Here is a 16,953-nt window from a genome sequence, read left to right as displayed (position 1 = left end):
GTCAGTTTTCGACGGCATCGACCAACGCCGGCTTAATCCCAAAGTGGATCGCTGAACGGACTTCTGGCAGGGTATCGCCAGGAATTTGCTGCAACAGGGCATTCGTTCCGGCCTTGTTGAAGTCACCCCCAGATGCCTGCAGTGCAAGCGTATGCAGATCCTCAAACAGGCCGACTGACGGGCCGCCGACAGCCCTCCGCAGCCCTCGACTGGCATACCGCGACGAGCTTCCGCCGCGGTCTTTGTCGCCGGCGATAGCCTGCGCGGCCGAGACGCCCCCCTTACCACCAAGCTTTTCGACAGTGCTGATCTCAAAGGGGATCGCGAGAATGCCGGAGCGGTCGAGTCCGTTCGCTATCCAGAGCCCTGGATTGCTCATCAGCCGGTCAGCCTCGTCGAAGTCGCCACGCTCGGCATGCTTCAGATAGCTGATCATCATCCCGATGCCGGTCGCAAAGACCATCGCTTCGGCCAGGCGGTGCGGGCGCTCCTGAAGCCCGGCGATCAGAATGCGCTGGTGCGATGCCAAGGCGAACGACTTGAACTGAAAAACCAGCTTCCCGAGGTTCGACTTCATCCAGAGCGGATTGTCTGCAACGCCCTTGATGATGATGGTTCGGTCGGCATCCTTGTTCAGGGCGGCAGCCCATACGCGCCTCGCGACCTCATCATCCCAGCGCGAAGCATTGGCGCCGTAGATGCCCTCTTCCTGGAGGCCGTGCCGGCGGAACTGGTCGCCGATGCGCTGGGCCATATGCTCGTCAATGCCGAGCATTGCCATGTAGGCGGCTCCAGCCTTGTCAATGCGGTTGAAGTCGAGCGCCCCCCCGGTCGTAGCCTTCTCGATGTTCTGCAACAGGCGGTTCTGCGACATCACCGAAACGACGGTGCGCATGGTGTCGTTCCACAGAGAAAGCGCCGTCGCCTTGGAAAACAGATTTGAGGCGTTCGACAGGAATTTCTCGTACCTGGATCCATAACGATACGGGTCTTGAAGGTCGGCCAGCGATGCCAGGCGCGCCTGAAGCACCCGCTCAGTCACCAAGCCCAGTTCACGGGCGTCCTGTCGAGCGATGCGAGCCGCCTTGGTGCCGCTGACGAGTGCCGGCAGCGCATCGGACATGAACGCTTGCATTCCAAATTTGCCGACGACGTTGGCAGCATCGACAAGGCTGGGCATCGCTACGCCCTCCATGAGGCGCACACGGTTCCAGGTCAGCGCCGCGCGCGTGATCGCACTCCAGGCGCTCCCCTCTTCAGCCGCGCGATACGTGCCGCGGATCATGTCGCGGAACGCCTGAATATTGGTCATGTCGCGCTTTTCAGCGTCCACCAGCTTTTGGCGTTCTTCTGGTGTCGTGGCTGCTTTGCGCAACCCATCGTATTCGCGGATGATTTCGTCGAATTGCTCTTTCATGTCAGCACGGCCGAACTTCTGGGTAAGCTCGACTTCCGCCGCCATCGTTCGGGCATAGCGGCGAAGTATCCGTTCCATATCGTTTTCGAGGAAGTCCTCAACTTCCTCGTCGGCGATGTTGAACACCCTTTCTTTGAGCGGTCCGCGTTTCACCGGCACCAGCCATTCGGGAACATCAGTTACGCCTCGGCCCGTCAGGTTGTTGAAGACAGCCGAGACGATTTCCTCGACATAGTCGGCGCGGTCGCTTGTGCTGAGGAACTCAGGGATTTCCTCTTGCCGGACCACAGCCTGATCCATCATCCGGTTGAAGTATCTCCGGGAAATCTCCCGGAACCGCGTTTCCTCGCCGATCAGGCGCGGGCGGTTCCACAGGCGTGTGACGTAGCTGGCTGCGGTCGTCGTTTTGACGTCCCGCGGCAAGAGCTCGAGCTCCTTCGCGCGAGCAAGAAGCGGGTCGACGACCTTGGCGCGCGCCTCCTGCGCGATACGGGTTACAAACTCATTGCCGTTTGGGTCGATATCGTTGCGCCGGCCGGCTTTCGCCGCGGCCTCTAAGAACTCTCCCCAAGTTCCCAAATATCCAGTCTTTCGGGCATCACGATAGAGTTTCTTCGCACCCACCCTCCAGTCAGCCACGGCCCCGCGCTCATAGAGCTTCACAGAGTTTTCTACGTCAGCGCCCAAGCTGCGACCTTCCATGTTCATGGTCGTGTCGATCGGGTTGTCGACCAGCCTGCGATAGATTTCGCGGACCTTTGCCGAAAGCGACAGCATCGTCTGGATACCGGGATTGATGCGCGCCGCAGCCGTGGCCCTTGCGACAACTTCGGCTGTCCGCGATCCGCCGATTCCGAGGTCGGATAAGTCCAGATCATCGGTAGCCGCGGCACCAGCCGACTGCATGCGCTTGACGATGGTTTCGGAGACAGCGGCCGGGTTCGGGACGTCATCGGCGAGATCAGCTTCAAGCTGTTTCGAAACGCGCGACCATTCGCCATGAGATAAGAGCCGAGAGGCACCGGCACCGAGAAGGCCGCCCAGGATCACGGAGCCGCCAATGTTAACCGCGCTTTCACGCCCTGTGCGTGTCTCCTGCGTGGCGTGCAACACGGCTTCTTGCAACGCTGTGCCTACCCCATCCGCCACACCTTTAGCCGCCGCCGACCGCAACACCGAGTAGCCTACGCGACCAGAACGCACCAGTGACCCGCCAGGCAGCAGGGTGGGCAGATCGGTGAAGCCTGCCAACATTGACAGGCCCTTACCGGTCCAGCCGCTGGCAGCAAGCGTCTGTTGGTCCCTCTTCTCCTGGTCGATCTGCGCTCGCCTTGCGCTGGCGGCAGCCCTGTTGAAAATGTCTTCGCCGATGGTCGGATCCTCGTCGAGATACGGCTTCATTTCGGGGTCTTGATAGACATTGTAGTCGGGGTCGGGAGTAACGACGTCGCCGGCCGCCATGTTGTTGCGAACCCGCGTGAAGGTAGAACCTACCATGTTGCCGTTGCGATAGGCGGCGAAAAGCGTCTCAAGGAAAGTCGGGTCTGGCTTGTCGAACTCCGACACGCCAATTGTCCCTGCATCATCGATGGGGCGATCAAAGAGGAACGGCATCACATGGCATTCCATGGCGTGGGTTGAAGTTCATCTGCGTTGTTGCTCCCGCCCAGAGGGCCAGGATTGGCGACGCGCTCTTCGCGACGCGCTCGCTCAAGCCGCGACTTGTAGCGCGCCGCCTCGACTGCCTGCGCCTGTATCGAGGCTGGGCTACCTTCAGTCGCCGCGAGCGCGTCCTTGCCTGCGGCGGTGTCTTCGATGATTGCCGCCTTGTTTTTCTTGTTGATCGCTTCGGAAGCCTTGAGGGCTTCAGCTTTGGCCGCCTCAGGGTCCGGATAGAAGGGGAAATTGAACATCTGAAGCTGACCGTTCTTTTCGTAGAACACATGATAGCTAGCCGGTCGGCCCGCACGGATATCTTGGTCCGTGTCGATATTGGGGTTCAGGAAAACCTCATCGGCCTCTATGCCATTTTTCTTCAGATCGGCGGCAAGCTGGTTGCGTATGTAGTCGTGCGAGCCGTCTGGCCCCACCGGGTACCGCTTTTCGGGTGGGTTTTTGACGACCACCTTGCTACCCATGGTGGAAAGCGCGGACACGCCATAGGTGCGATGAAACCGCTCGGTCGCTGCTTTCTTGGCTGCGACCAGATCGCCGCCCGCATCCACGATGGCTTCCTCGTAGATCGAGCGAAAATTCTCGACCATGGCCGCGGCGGCCATCTCGTTCGGTCCCAGTGACGGGTTTGAAGCAATGCCAAGGAAACTGTTGTCGAACGTCGCCGCAATCGAGGCCGCATCTACCTTCTTCAGTTCGTCGGCAACCGTCTTCGATTTGAAGAGCGCTTCACGTGGACCGGCATAGGCCGGATCATTCGCCTTGATCAGCTTCTTTGCCGCTTCCTCCGGAGTGAAACCCATGTCTTGGGTAAAGGCCCGGTACACGTCCATTTTCTTGCGGACGGCAGCCGAACCCTCGAAGGCGTCAAAGGATGCGGGGGCCGTCTTCGACAGGCTAAGGCTCGCCTCCATGGCCTGCGCCATTGTCGCCGCATCCGTTGACGCGGCACCATTCCGCAGTTCTGCCTGAACCCGCTTCGGAATGTAGCGGGTGCGTGCCACAAAATCGGACGTGATGGCTCGCTGCTCGTCAGCATCCTTAGCTGCGCCGATGAGCTTGTCGTAGGCATTGTTGGCGACCTTCGTCTGGTCGTTGTCGAAAGAATTCACCGACACGTCGCCTTTTGCCATGGCGCCGATCATGGCATTCACTGCGCCGCTGTCCTTCTGCGCAGTGCGGAGAGCATTCACCAGAACGGCCTTGTCGCCGTTGTCGAGCTTCGGGTCATCGAGGATCACGCTTTCCCGAACCGTGTCTGGCTCGGTGGCAATCAGGTCATCATAGTGATGCTTCGTCGTGACGCGGTCTTTCGTCACCTGCTGGCTGTGTTCCGTCTCGCCCCAGGCAGCCAGGACTTCGCGGCGGTCGTGTGGGATGGCAGCATACTCGTCATCAGGTTCGACGCTGCCGCCACCGCGGATAAGCGCGGCTTCGCGCTTGCGCCGATTTGGGTTGGCTGACAGACCCTCAACCGCACTGGCGACGGCTTCGGTGTCTCCCGTCTTCACCGCATCGACGACCTCACCGGGCAGTGACCCATAGTTGTAGGCAACGGACTCCAGCGCCGCCCGAGTGTTGAGCGGAAGGCTATCCCACTTCGCGCCGATCTGCTCGCGGGCCCTTTTTCCTTCGCGCTCGGCAAGGCGGTACTGCAGATCACGTTCGGCGTCTTCACGCGTAATCTTCATTCCCGGCTTCACGGGAACATGCGAGCCATCGGCAAGCGTCACCGTGTCGGAGCCATAGCCGATGCGCCAGGCATTGACGTCCCGGTACGGTTCGTCGCGGAACCCCTCTTCCGCGCGGATCAGGCTTTTCGTGCCGCTCGGTTTGAGGTCGGCAAGCGCCTGCGTCGGGTTCTGACTGAATTTCCAGCGCCATTTGCTTTCGGCCGCGTCCGCTTCCCACTGCTGCCGGCGCGCCGCCTTCCACGGCTCTGGCATGTTTGCCGAGTTGATCGCTTCCAGGCCCTGGCGCTTCAGATCCTCGAAGTTCGCCGCATTGTTGCGGATCTGGGTGCGGTAGGTGTCGAGGTTGGTGTTGGTGGTGCGGTCGTAATAGGCGCCCTTGGCGTTGCGCTCGTATTCGTCGGCCTTCTCATAGAGCACGTTGCCGCGCGCCAGGATGTTGTTGAGATAGGTGGTCTGCGCGTCCTTGGTCAGGCCCTCGAAATTGGCCTTGGCGAAGTCGTTGGCGCGCTGCTGGTGGCCCTCCATGAACTGGCGCGTGAAGCCGATGCCGCTTTCCGAACTCTCCTCGCGCGCCTTGAGGAAACGCTGTTCCTCATCGGCGAGAAATCGCGTCAGGCTGGTCGACACGGCATTCGAGCGGTCGTTGGCGACGTCGATCTTCTCGCGCTCGGCCAGCTCGAGCAGGCTGTAGCTTGCCTGCACGATGGACTGGCCAGCGTCCTGCATGGCAGCGCCGACCATGGGCGTCGGCCCGGAATTCGCGATGCGGCCCGAGCGCGGGTTGTTGTAACCCACGTCACGAGCGGTAGGGATGTTTACCATGTGCTATTCACCCTTAGGAGGGATAGGGAGGCGTGACCGTCGACGAGGTCGCGGTCTTCGTGTTGCTTTCGCCGAAGCGGCTGAACATCGTCGACATGCCGGAGAAGAGCGTGCTTGCGGCCTTGATGCGCGCCGCTCGCATCGCGCTGTTGGCGTTGTAGCCGGCCACCTTGGCAGCGTCGTTGTAGCCGCGCGCCTGCTGGTCGCCCTTGTAGATGTCCGTTTCTGCCGCGAGCGTCACTTGCTCGGTTGTGTCGTCCATGATGCGCATGACCGACGGATCGGTCATGTTCCCGCCAGAGCCGGCAATGGCGGCCTGCTGCTGGGAGAGCAGGTATCGGCCCTCACGGTAGCGGGCCATCGCGTCACGCTGGCTTGCCGCCGCGGCCTCGTCGGCCTGCTGTGCCGCAACCTTCTGCTCATACTGGAAGCGGGCCTTCTGCTCGCGGCCCTCCTGCATGGCGCCGGCAACCGACATGATCGTGCCGCCGATGCTGGCGATCGTGCCGATCGCTCCAAGAACAGGTGTCAGGAAACCCATTGCCAAACCACCTTTCCATCCAAGATCTCGTCTGTCGGCCTGAAGCCGAGCTTCACCATCAGCGCTTCGGCGCGGGGGATCGCGGTGTCGCATGTCGCCTTGATGACGCGGGCGCCGCTTGCCTTCACCTCCGCCAGCACCTGGAGGATGTGGCGGAAGATGAACGGCCTGCGCGCTTCGGCCGGCACCTCGAGAAAGGCCATCCATTCGCCCTCGGCGGTCTCGATCACACAGCCGAAGCCAGCCAGGAGCCGACGACGCCAGAGCGCGCGGCCGATCCACTGCCCCGTCACCCGCACGCCACCGTAGAAACGCGCGAAGTCGATGTCGTCGGCCGGCCTGATGTCAGCCATTGGTCTGCACATCCATGACCAGCGAGCCGGCCGTGAACGGGTATGGCGAGCGATGTTCGAGGCACAGGCGGCTGTCGGTGCTCCAGTCGCTGGACACCGACATCATGTCGGCGTCGAAGCTGTTGAACAGCGTGTTCGCAGCGATCGGCTTGTCGCCCTTGGTCACCGTCAGGCGGCGGAGGCTGTCGAAGTCCTTGCCGACGCGCAGGCCGTCCAGCATCGTTTTCACAAGATACAGGCCGAGCTGCGCCACCCGCTTCTTCTTGAACAGCGCCGTGCCGTTGGCAGCCCCATAAGCCAGCTTCGTCGACTTCCAGCGCCCGACATAAGGCAGCCCGATGACGACCGCCTTGCCGGCCGGTTGCGCCGGCAGGATCACCTGGCCCGCGGTCACGGGATAAAGATTGTCCTGGTCATGGAGTGCTGCGCCATCGACCCACACGGTCACGCCCTTGCCTTGCAGATGCGGCACGGCAAATGTCGTCTGCCCCGCTGTCGTGGTGAAGCGCGTGAAGCCGTCGGCGAGGCAGTTGGTCTTGCCGCCGCGGCAGTCCTTCAGGTCGGCCAGCCGTTCGAGCCGCTGCGTGCCGTTGCGCACGATGGCGAAATAGACATTGTCCTGGCCCTTGCCCCGGCAGGCGATGACCTGCCTGAACTGGCCGTCGGTGACCACGCGCGACCAGGCAACTACCTTCTGCGAGGGACGGTATGTCAGGGCGCGCGCTTCGCCGTTTTCGAGAATGAACCACACGACCGTATCGGGTTGGCGCTGCACGGCGACGCTGACGACAGGCGAGCCGTCGCAGATCTCCTCATGCATTTCCGTCAGGTCCATGGCGCTGTAGTCCAGCGTGCCCTGCTCGGCGATCAGCGAAAAGACGCTAAGCCCGGTGCTCTGCACGAAGATGCCGTCCTTGTCGCATTTGACCGAGCGCAGATCGTAGCTGCCCTGGGTTGACCCATCGACCGGGAACCAGCTCGACGCCGTCAGCGGCTCGTCGAAGCTCGACGACTTGATCGAAATCTCGGAATTGTCGGTGCCGGCGATGAGGCGCTGCAGGCCGAGCAGCCAGAGGATGCCCCTGTCGGTGCTGGCGCCGATCGAGCGGTAGATCGGGGCGCTGTCGCCCTCGACATTGTCGTCGAAGCTGTGGAAGGCGTCAGGCACCGAGCCATGCACGAAGTCGCCCTTGCCCCAGTAGAGACGGCCGCCGAAAGCCTCGATGCCCCACGGCCAGCCGTCATAATCGGACCAGGTCGAAAAATCCCATTCGAATGTAGGGCTTAGCGAGTAGAAACGGCTCAGCACCTCCATGTTGACGGCCGTGCCGCTGGTGTAGCCGGTCATCCTGGCCACGCCCACCTGGCTGCCGCCGGTATAGATGAGGGTCGTGTCGATGGTGCCGCTGGTGTAGGTGACGGCGACGAAGCGGAAGAACTTGACGACGTTGTTGTCGGGGTCCCGGTAATTCGTCGGCCCTGCATTTGCCGCATAGGTGCTCACCGTGCTCCAGGCGCCGGGATTGCCGCTGCCGTCATCGGTGGCAACCTCGAGGCGCACCGAACCGGCCCAGGCGCCGGATACCTGGAAGGTGAAGTCCCGCGCCGCGTTGACGCCGGACACACGGATCGACGCGCCATTTGCCGGTGCCGCGGTGAAACTCTCCTGCACGGTCTGGCCGGACTGGAACAGCCTGAACAGGCGGCCGACCATGCTGGCCTCGAAAAACGGCCTGCTGGCCGTCAGCGTCCCATTGCCGGTGTAGACCGAGGGCGTCAACGCCACGGTGCCGTCGGCGGCCACGAACGGGCCGTCATCGACCTTGTAGCGCTGGATGCCCCAGCTGGTGTCGCCGCGGCGCTGGATCTCGCGCTGCTGGAACTGGCGCGAGGCGAGGTACAGCACGTCGATATTCTGCTTGTGGCGGGGTGCGGCGAGATCGCCCGTCGCCCAGGGCGTCGACAAAACCAGCGGCCCGGGCGCATCGATCTGGCAGCGGGTGACAAGCGCCTGGCGCGCCTTGTCGGTGTAGATTTCGAGATAGATGTTCGCTGTCGTCGGCGTGAAGGCGATCGAATGGTCGCCGTCATTGAGCACCGACAGGGCAAGAACGTCGCTTGCCCCTGATGACGAGCCGATATGGACCCAGACCGGCCCGCGAACGACCTCGACGCGCAGGCCATGCTCCTTGCCCTGGTCGCCAACGGCCACCGTGATCGTCTGGCGCGCTGCGGCGCGGCCCTGCGTGGTGCCTGTCAGCACCAGGTTGCCGCCCGACACATTGGCCGAAGCGCCGGCGGCACTGGCATTCGTCCAGCCGGTGAAGGCATTGAAGTCGCCATTGGCGATCGTGGTCGCAACAGCCACGCGCGAAACGAAGGCATTGTCCTTGAGGACGCGCATCTCGTTGTTCGACAGGATCGGCACCAGCATGGAGGCGTTCGAGCCGGCGAAGGAATATTCGAGCAGCCGGACGTCGCCGAGATTGATGTCGGCGATGTGTTCTAGGCCGGGGCGCAGCGTCATCGAGCCGACGACGCGGGGCAGGATGTTGGAGCTGAGCGCCGAAGCGAACTGCATGCGCTCGAGATCGAGGCGCGACAGGGCCTCCTCGCCGACTTCGCCGCCATTCAGGGCATAGACCGGTGCTGAAACGCGGGGCATCAGACGTCGCCCTCGCCAAAGGTGATCTGGCCGCCGACCAGCGTGCCGCCGGAACCACCAGAACCACCGGCGACACCGGCGCCGCGCCGGGCACGCAGCCAGCTGCCCGGCTGGATCACCTTGTTGTTTTCATTGCGGGCATCGACGTTCCTGGCCTTCAGCAGGGCCTTTTCCATGCGCACACGCAGCTTGTCCTCCAGCGTGTCGCCCGAGGTCAGCCGGCCGCAGGTGTCGAAGGCGAGCTTGAGCGCGACATAACGCCAGAACATCGTCGGCCAGGTCGAAACCCTGTCGTCGGCCGCGTTGGCGTCGCTGATGAAGCGCAGATAGAGCTCAGGCGCGCTGGAATGCAGGTAACCGCCCTCGTCGGCATAGTCGTGGAAGGTCGCAAAGCCGGGCCTGTCGGAGACAGCGATCGTGCGCAGCCAGCCCGGGGGATAGTCGAAGGCATGGGCCCAGCCGAGCGCCGGCACCAGCGCGCCATTGGCCGCCAGGGCCGTCGACGCCTTGGCGAAATTCCAGTCGCCCGCGTTGAAGGCCTCCTCGACCACGCCTGCCCAGGCGTTGCCGAAGGCATAGACGGCCTCGGCATCGTCGTTCAGAGTGACGATGGTCTCCTTTTCGAGATGCACCAGCGCCTGCTTCCAGACCTCAAGCTTTGTCGCCATGGGGATTGTCAGCCCTTCATCAGCTCGATGTATTTTTCGGCCGCCTTGCCGGCGGCGTCCCTGCTGTCGAAGCCGGCCTGGATCACCTCGCCGCCATGGAGGAAGCGCCACTTCTGGCGCGGACCGCCGAAGCTGATCTCGGGCTGGCTGATATCGACGGCAGCAACCCTGGGAGCGGCCGCCTCGTCGAAGAGCCTGATCACCCGCACTTGAGCCGACGTCCTGGTGATCGCCAGGACACGCAGCGTGCAGTCGAGCGCATGGTCGTCCGAAAGGATGTCGATGGTCATGCCGGGCCGAAAGACCGCCAGGTGATTGGCGAAGAATTCGGGATGCGTGACGTCGGCGAGCGTGGTTTCCGAAGGGACGGTCGCGGCATAACGGCCGATGGAATAGTCGGCCTGCGCAAAGCGATGCCCCGCAAGTTTCACAAGCTGGTTCATGATGTCACCGTGGATCAAAGGGAAATGGAAAAGGGAGGCCCGAAAGCCTCCCCCGTTGCCTTGGCCGGCGTTAGTCGGTGTCGGTCGCCGTGATGGCGAGGCCGTCGGTCAGGTCGATGCCGAGACCGTCGGCGCCGGTCTTTTCGTCGATCACCCAGCAATGGTTGATCGCCGTCACCGGGCCGGACAGCGTGGTCGTGCGGGTGCGCACGATGACGATGTCGCCCTGGCGTGCGCCCCTGGCGAAACCGTCGCTGATGAAGTTGTTGGTGTTGACCGTCGCGATGGCGTCCACGGTGTCCAGCAGCCACTGTTTCATGGTGCTGGGGCCCGAAAGGCCATCGCTCAGGAGCTTGAAGCCGTTGGTATCATAAGCCATGTGCAAGCCTCCTTACGAGAATGCAGCGGTGTCGTCGGTGACGACCTTGATCACGCCGGCCTGCTGCAGGATGGTGGCGCCGTCGTAGATGGTGGCGCGGTCGAAGGAGTAATCGTCCTCGCCGTTGTAGCCCGCATCGACCTTGACATCGCCGGCGATGGCATGACCCACGGCAGGCTTTGCGAAGATGAAGTTGGACGCCGTTGCCGTGCCCTTGCCGGGCAGGCCGTTGTGCATGATGTGCTTGGCGCCGAGCCAGATTTTCGGCTTGTCGAGCGCCAGGCCGACGAGTGGCTTGGCATCGATGTAGTCGGCCGACTTGAACTCCTGGAAGGTCAGGAGGCGAGCCCATGCCTTGGGGGTCCACAGGCAGGTGATCTCGTTGCCGACCATGACGTCGAGCTCGAAAAGCTCGGTCAGCGCATCGACGGTCTTGCCATAGGTCAGGGTCTGGGCCGCGCCGCCGGCATAAGAGTTGGTGGCGGCAGCCAGCGCGTCGATGATGGTGTGGTCGATTTCACGCGAGGCCGTGAGCGCGCTGGCGTTCTGCATCGCCTCGCGCAGGTTCGCCGGTGCGGTGAACACGTCGAAGCCGGTGCGGGTCTCCTTGGTGTGCTTTTCTTCCAGCGTCACCGTCGGCTGCGTGTCGGCGCGGTTGCGCGACGGGATGAGCCCGTTGGTGCCGCGCCTGGTCATGCGGCCGGCAGCGCCCTGGAGCGCAAACGACGCCGTCAGGCCGCTGATCATGAGTTCCTTGGTGACGCAGTCCTTGAGGTAGGTTTCGCCGCGCTGAAAGGCGACGACCCACTCATCACGGTACTGGGTTTTCGTGATGGCATAGGCCATTTTTGAATTCCTTCGATGATGATTGGAGGGGGTCTTCCAGCCGTGATCAGGGTGCCGCATCAGGGCTTTCGCGGGATGCCGCGCCGAAGCACGGGGCCGCTACTCGCGCCTGGCGCGGGGCATCACATCAGCTTGCATTGAGGCAGGGTGCGGGGCCGGAAACCGGGATGCCGCGTTGTTATGAAGGCGCCCGGATCACGTGCGGGCGCTGACCTTTTCGAGCTGGGCGTAGATCTTCGTCAGCTTGCCCTGGACGTCGTCGCTCTTGAACTTTTCGGGGTTTGCGACGCGCAGCGCCAGAAGCTCCTGCTTCTGCGCTTCCAGCGTCTTGCCCGTCGCCTCGATGTCGCCGGTGAGGATGGCCGTCGAGCCGTAATAGTCGGCGCCGATGGTCGCCATCATCTTGACGAATGGCAGGCTGTCCTGCAGGCGCGAGCCGTCCATGAGGCGCAGGCTCATCATCTCGCCGAAACCGTCCTGGCCGAGATGCGCCTTCATCAGCTCCTGTGCCGCGCCGATCTGGCCGTCATAGTCGCCGCCCCATTCGGCGCGAAGGGTCTTCTGCGTTTCGCCGGCGACCCTGGCGAGCTGGGCATTGAGGTCCTGGGCCTGGGCGGCGGCGAAATCCTGATACCAGTCGAGTGCGGCGGCTGCCATCTTCGGCGGGACGTTGCGTTCATGCATCGCCGCCTTGAAGTCGGACAGGATCGCCTTGTCGGCGTCGGTGACCTCGAAGCCGTCGCGGAACGCGCCCGGATACTCAGTTGCGTCTTGCGGGATGCCGTTTGCCTCGCGATAGGCCATGACCTCTTCTGATGTCGAAGCGTCGGTCAGTTCGATCTGCCGGCCGCCGTTCTTGGCGTTTTTGTAGCCCTCACGGAACGCCTTCGAAATCTCGTCGGTCGACCTGTAGCGCTCGAGCTGCTTCATCATGGCGGCGTCGCCGCCGGCGAGCTGTTCGCGCAGCGACTGAAGCGCCGCGTCCGGAGCAGCGCCCGGGGCCGGAGCCTGGGCCGACGCGGGTGCAGCCGCCGGATCAGGGTTTGGCGCGACAGGCGTTGCGCTCGTCGGATGGTTTGCCGCTGCGGCGGTCATGGGCTGGTCGGTCATTGCTCTCACCTGTCAAAATGGAAAGGGAATGGGTGATCAGCTTCCTGATCTGGAAGCCGACATGCTGCTTTCCGGCGGCAAAGCAGCTGTCGCGCTCGCCGCCATGCTCGGCCGGCATCCAGGCCGGCTGGTGCAGGCCGCAAATGTGCAGGATCGCACCGAGTGCACGCTTTTGCTGGTCCTCATTGGCGACGCCGGCGGCGAGCGCCTGCAGTGCTGCGCAATCGGCCTTGCGGATTTCCAGGTCGTTGCGCGGCATCTCATTGTCGGGGCGAACAGTGAGAGGATGCCAGGGGCGATAATGTTTGTGGGTCATTGTCCAAATGCCGCCCGGATCGACTGCGCTGCGTCCCCGACCTGGGTGGCGACCGCAGCACCATCGCCGACCTGCTGCATCTGCTGCTGCTCGGCCATGGCCTGCTGCGCCTGCTGGCGGTTGGCCGCCGCCTGCTCGGCGTCGATCAGCCAGTCGGCGCGGCCGCCGGGCACCGCAGCAAAGGCGTCGCGGAACATGGTGCGGGCGTCGACCTCGCCGGCAAGCGACGGATCGAGCGCCACACCCGCCTGCAACACGCCGGCACTTTCCTGGAAGGCGTTCAGCACCTGGCGGTCGCGTGCTTCCTTCAGCACATTGTTGAACTCGTACTGAATGGTCTGGCCAAGCAGGATGTCGGGCATGTCCAAGGGAACGCCGTTGCGGTCGACCGGACCGTAGCCGCCGGCCCGCATCACCTTTTCGGTGGTCAGGTCGAGTACCGCACCTGTCCATTCATGCTCGATGGGGCCGAACAGCGGAATCGCGTTGCGGATCCATTCCTGGACGCGCTGCGCCGCCTCATAGGCCGTCATGGTCTTGTCGGCCTGCGCGATCGGCTGGAGCTTGCTCAGGAAGAACGCATCGCCGAGCTGGTTGCGCTGGTCGTTGATCAGATCGATGCCCAGGCCGACATTCTTGCCGAGGTCGAGCACGCGCAGTGCAGCGCCCAGGCGTTCGTCATATTCGCTGTCGATGAAGGTCACGCCATTGGCGCCGAGGTCGATGGGCGACAGGACGGCGTCCTGCGTGGCGATCAGCGGCGGGTCGACCTGCTTTTCGCCGGCCTCGATGATCGTCATCTTCATGCGCTGCAACATGCGGCTTTCGGTCAGCCCGATCGAGGCTGCCGTCGAAACCGCATAAAACTTGCCCGACAGAAGCCACCAGCGCGGCACCACGTAGTCGAAAGTGAAGGCCGGCAGCTCCTGGAGAATGGTGCCGTCTTCGCTGACATAGACGTCAGCCCATCTTGCGCCCTTGGGGAATTTGCGGTGCGGCTCGTAGAGATCGAGCGGAATGAAGATGTGGCGGACCTTGAAGGTCGTCTTGAGGTCCTTGTCGCGCAGCGCGTTCTTCACCGCCTGGGGAAGTTTCGCCTCGCCAAAAAGGTGGGCCATGGCCGCGGCCGTCATGTCGCATTTGCGGTGGACATGGTTGACCTGGCCGTCGGGCCCCTCCTGCCCGGCCATGTGCTTGGGGTGATGGCAGCGATAGAGCAGGTTGTCGCGGGTCCTGTTGTAGCTGACCTGCAGCCAGCCCATGCCGAAGGTGGCGAAGTCATGTTCGACCTGCTGGGCGGCGCGGCGAAAGCCGCTGTCGCGCGAGTTCAGGATGGCGCTGTTGACGTCGGTCATGAATTCGAGGAACGACGCCGCCGCGCGATCGCGCCCGACGCTCTTGTTGGACGCCGCCGCCTTGAACCACTGGCGGCCGTCGGGCCGTACCATCGAGCCGATCTGGTCGCCAAGCTCGCGCCGCATCAAGACAGGCGTGGCGTCGGTCAGATGCGCGGCGAACTCCTGGCCCAGCACGATATCGGTCGTGAAGTCGGCCCGCTCGGGATACAGGAACTCGGCGATTTCCTGGTACAGGTGATCGAGCGAGCCCTTCGCGGCGAAAAGGCGCGCATCGATCTCCATCAGGTCGCGGCCTGCCTGATCGCTCATCAGACAGCCCCGAGCGTTCCGCGCGAGAACTCACGCCCGATGGTGCCGGGCACGGGCGCCAGGCGATCGGTGGCGGCACTGCTTCTGGCCGCCGGCGCCAGGGAGCGCGTGCGGCTGCGCTGGCGCTTGGCCAACGGATCCTCTGGGTCCGGCATCGTCGCCGGCGGCTCCGGCTCGGGATAGGACTGCTTCTTGCTTCCGAAAAGTCCGCTCATGGGCGTTTTCCTCGCAGTTTGGCCTTCAGGGTACTGTTCGATGTCACCGACTGGAGCCGCATCCTCGATTGCTCCCGCCGCTCCTGCGCTGCCTTGGGGCGCTTCAGCCCGCTGATTGCGGATGCCGACAGCATGATCGTGGTGTCGCCCTTGTCGGGGGAGCGGCCGAGCTGTTCGCGCATGACATCCTTGGCCAGGACGAGGATGTCCTCGCCGCCGCCGCCGGCGCGGATTTCATATCGGTAGGCGGCAAGGTCGGCCTCCAGCTCGGCATCGGGCGGCAAGGCGATGCGCGCGCCATAAGCCGGGTCGAGCAGTTCGCGAAACTGCCAGACGGCCTGGGCCCGGAGATTGGCAAAACCATAGAGGCCGTCGCGTGTCGAAGCGGTCGAGCCGCTGCCACCCTTGAAGCCGAAACAGTCGACATCGGCATGGGCAAGCTGGGTCAGCGTGTCGCCGCCATAACCGCCGCCGGCATCGACGACGACACGACAACGGTCGCGCATCTGCCTGACGATCAGCCCGGCTGCCGTCGGCCCGTCGGGCGTTTCGCTGCCCTTGTAGCTGGCGAAAGGCGAATACCACCACTCGCGCCGGCTCTGGATCTGTGTCTTGTCGGCCCCGCCCTGGGCGATGTCCGCGGCCACTGCCGTCATCGGCAGGTCGGGCGGGGTGGCGAGCCACCGCGCCTGCGCCTGCCTGATCCAGCCGGTCGGGATCACCTGCCAGGGATCGTCCTTGCCGCCTGCCTCGAACGAGCCGTAGCGCAACCGCTCGCGGATCTCGTCGGGCAGGCTTTCGAGTTGTGCGGCATAGCCCGTCGCCATCAGCTCCGGATTGTCTTCCAGCATCGAGCGAATGAAGGTCCTGGACCTGGGCCGTTCGCCCTTTGGCCCGACATAATCCGCATCGACCTCGCGGTCCTCGCCGCCGACGGTGGTGAACCATCGGAGTTCGCCTGAAGCCGCAGGCTTGGGGTGGCTTTTGTCGAGCCATGGCGCCCAGTACCTGACCACCCACATGCCGTCAGCCGAGGTCGGCGGGTTGCCTGTTGCAACGACCCGGCAGCGCCGGCCCCTGGCATCGCGCAACCAGCCGATGATGTAGCGATACTGGCTCTCGGTGAACTGGGTGATCTCGTCGAAGGCCTTCAGCCGGTGGGCGCGGCCCTGGTATTTTTCCTTGTCGGCCTCATGCGGCACGCCGCCGAGCTCGATCTTGCCGCCATTGGCCAGGCGCCAGACATGCGACTGGCTGTTGTAGCCGTCGCGGCCGCCGAGCATCCGGGTAAGCTCGTCCTCGATGCCCTTGAGCTGGGTCGCCTGCCGGCGCAGGATCAGCGCCGGCTGGTATTCCTCGAGCGCCAGGCCGCAGATCAGCGTCGTCTTGCCGCCGCCGGCCGCACCGCCATAGAAGGTTTCATCGGCCTTGGAGAGCCAGGCCTCGGTCTGCGGCCCGGGATTGGGGATCATGTAGCGGCCGGCCGACGCCTTCACCGCCTCGTCGATCACTTCCTGGCGCGCCTGCTGGGGCAGCGCGTCGAGGGCGGCCAGCACCTCACTGAGCTGCACTGTTCAGTCCCTGCGCCAGGAGGAAGGCGACGCGGCGGGCAATGTCGTTCTTGGAAAGCTCGTCCACCGCAGACGTCAGCGGCGCCCCGGCCTTGCCGGTCAGCTCGGCCTTGTCGGCAAGGCCGAGCTCGCGGGCGATGATGGTCGGGTTCAACAGATCGGCCGCCGCACCTTCGAATTTCTGCGTCCGGATAATCGCCTCGACGCGCGCGGTGACGTCGTCGAAGCCGTTACGCTCGCCGTAATTGTCCCATGTCCTGCGGGCGATGCCGAGAAAGATGCAGAGACCCGAAATGGTCATCGCCCGCATCCTTTCGATCATCTCGACCTTGACCTCGCCCTGATAGGCAAAGGGCCTGGCTTCATGGAGCGGGTTCGCCTCGACCCATTCGAAATATTCGGTGCATGCCTGCCAAAGTTCGTCGGAGTTGGCGAAGATCGGGGCACGGCCATGAGAGCTGCGCACCTTCCAGAACTGGTTACCTGATGGTGCGGGCATGGGGGGACCTTTCGGGGCGGTGGATCGGGGACGGCCATCCCGTGGTGGATACTGCCGGGATGCCCCTATGCGG

Annotated in this window: 15 protein-coding genes; all 15 read right to left on the bottom strand. The window is 63.7% G+C overall.

Annotated elements, in window-relative coordinates:
• Position 1: 1 nt before the first annotated feature.
• A complete protein-coding gene (locus NDO48_RS27895; RefSeq protein ID WP_267322821.1) occupies positions 2-3,031 on the bottom strand; it encodes a hypothetical protein in 3,030 nt (1,009 codons plus the stop codon).
• Positions 3,031-5,412 (bottom strand): lysozyme, encoded by a 2,382-nt coding sequence (locus NDO48_RS27890; protein ID WP_157632753.1) that lies wholly within the window; start codon positions 5,410-5,412, stop codon positions 3,031-3,033. The genes NDO48_RS27895 and NDO48_RS27890 overlap by 1 nt, the downstream gene beginning before the upstream one ends.
• Before the next feature lie 208 nt (positions 5,413-5,620).
• A complete protein-coding gene (locus tag NDO48_RS27885; protein ID WP_267322820.1) occupies positions 5,621-6,148 on the bottom strand; it encodes a hypothetical protein in 528 nt (175 codons plus the stop codon).
• A complete protein-coding gene (locus tag NDO48_RS27880) occupies positions 6,136-6,501 on the bottom strand; it encodes a hypothetical protein (protein WP_267322819.1) in 366 nt (121 codons plus the stop codon). The genes NDO48_RS27885 and NDO48_RS27880 overlap by 13 nt, the downstream gene beginning before the upstream one ends.
• Positions 6,494-9,166: a hypothetical protein gene (locus NDO48_RS27875; RefSeq protein WP_267322818.1), complete on the bottom strand. Its 2,673-nt coding sequence runs from the start codon at positions 9,164-9,166 to the stop codon at positions 6,494-6,496. The genes NDO48_RS27880 and NDO48_RS27875 overlap by 8 nt, the downstream gene beginning before the upstream one ends.
• Entirely contained in the window at positions 9,166-9,834 is a 669-nt protein-coding gene (locus NDO48_RS27870; RefSeq protein WP_267322817.1) for a hypothetical protein, read from the bottom strand. Before NDO48_RS27870 ends, NDO48_RS27875 begins: the two co-directional genes overlap by 1 nt.
• 8 nt (positions 9,835-9,842) lie before the next feature.
• Positions 9,843-10,277 (bottom strand): hypothetical protein, encoded by a 435-nt coding sequence (locus NDO48_RS27865; RefSeq protein WP_267322816.1) that lies wholly within the window; start codon positions 10,275-10,277, stop codon positions 9,843-9,845.
• A 70-nt stretch (positions 10,278-10,347) separates the two neighbouring features.
• Positions 10,348-10,656, bottom strand: a complete 309-nt coding sequence (locus NDO48_RS27860; RefSeq protein WP_018428747.1) for a hypothetical protein — start codon at positions 10,654-10,656, stop codon at positions 10,348-10,350.
• Between the two features lie 12 nt (positions 10,657-10,668).
• On the bottom strand, positions 10,669-11,502 hold the full coding sequence (locus tag NDO48_RS27855; RefSeq protein ID WP_018428748.1) for a phage capsid protein: 834 nt from the start codon (positions 11,500-11,502) through the stop codon (positions 10,669-10,671).
• 195 nt (positions 11,503-11,697) lie between these two features.
• The gene (locus tag NDO48_RS27850; RefSeq protein WP_267322815.1) at positions 11,698-12,612 is read right to left on the bottom strand and encodes a hypothetical protein; all 915 of its coding nucleotides are present in this window, start codon (positions 12,610-12,612) and stop codon (positions 11,698-11,700) included.
• Positions 12,539-12,928, bottom strand: coding sequence for a hypothetical protein (locus NDO48_RS27845; RefSeq protein WP_267322814.1), 390 nt, complete (start codon positions 12,926-12,928; stop codon positions 12,539-12,541). The genes NDO48_RS27850 and NDO48_RS27845 overlap by 74 nt, the downstream gene beginning before the upstream one ends.
• On the bottom strand, positions 12,925-14,595 hold the full coding sequence (locus NDO48_RS27840) for a portal protein (RefSeq protein WP_267322813.1): 1,671 nt from the start codon (positions 14,593-14,595) through the stop codon (positions 12,925-12,927). Before NDO48_RS27840 ends, NDO48_RS27845 begins: the two co-directional genes overlap by 4 nt.
• A complete protein-coding gene (locus NDO48_RS27835; RefSeq protein WP_267322812.1) occupies positions 14,595-14,810 on the bottom strand; it encodes a hypothetical protein in 216 nt (71 codons plus the stop codon). Before NDO48_RS27835 ends, NDO48_RS27840 begins: the two co-directional genes overlap by 1 nt.
• Positions 14,807-16,381 carry a terminase large subunit domain-containing protein gene (locus tag NDO48_RS27830; RefSeq protein WP_267322811.1) on the bottom strand — a complete coding sequence of 525 codons (1,575 nt, stop codon included), beginning with the start codon at positions 16,379-16,381 and terminating at the stop codon, positions 14,807-14,809. The genes NDO48_RS27835 and NDO48_RS27830 overlap by 4 nt, the downstream gene beginning before the upstream one ends.
• Positions 16,368-16,880: a DNA-packaging protein gene (locus NDO48_RS27825; RefSeq protein WP_267322810.1), complete on the bottom strand. Its 513-nt coding sequence runs from the start codon at positions 16,878-16,880 to the stop codon at positions 16,368-16,370. The genes NDO48_RS27830 and NDO48_RS27825 overlap by 14 nt, the downstream gene beginning before the upstream one ends.
• Between the last annotated feature and the right edge of the window lie 73 nt (positions 16,881-16,953).

Source organism: Aminobacter sp. MET-1, from assembly GCF_026521175.1.
In the GTDB taxonomy this organism is placed as follows: Bacteria; Pseudomonadota; Alphaproteobacteria; order Rhizobiales; family Rhizobiaceae; genus Aminobacter.
Note: the sequence above shows the minus strand (reverse complement) of the source record. Positions and strands in the feature narration are given on the sequence as shown.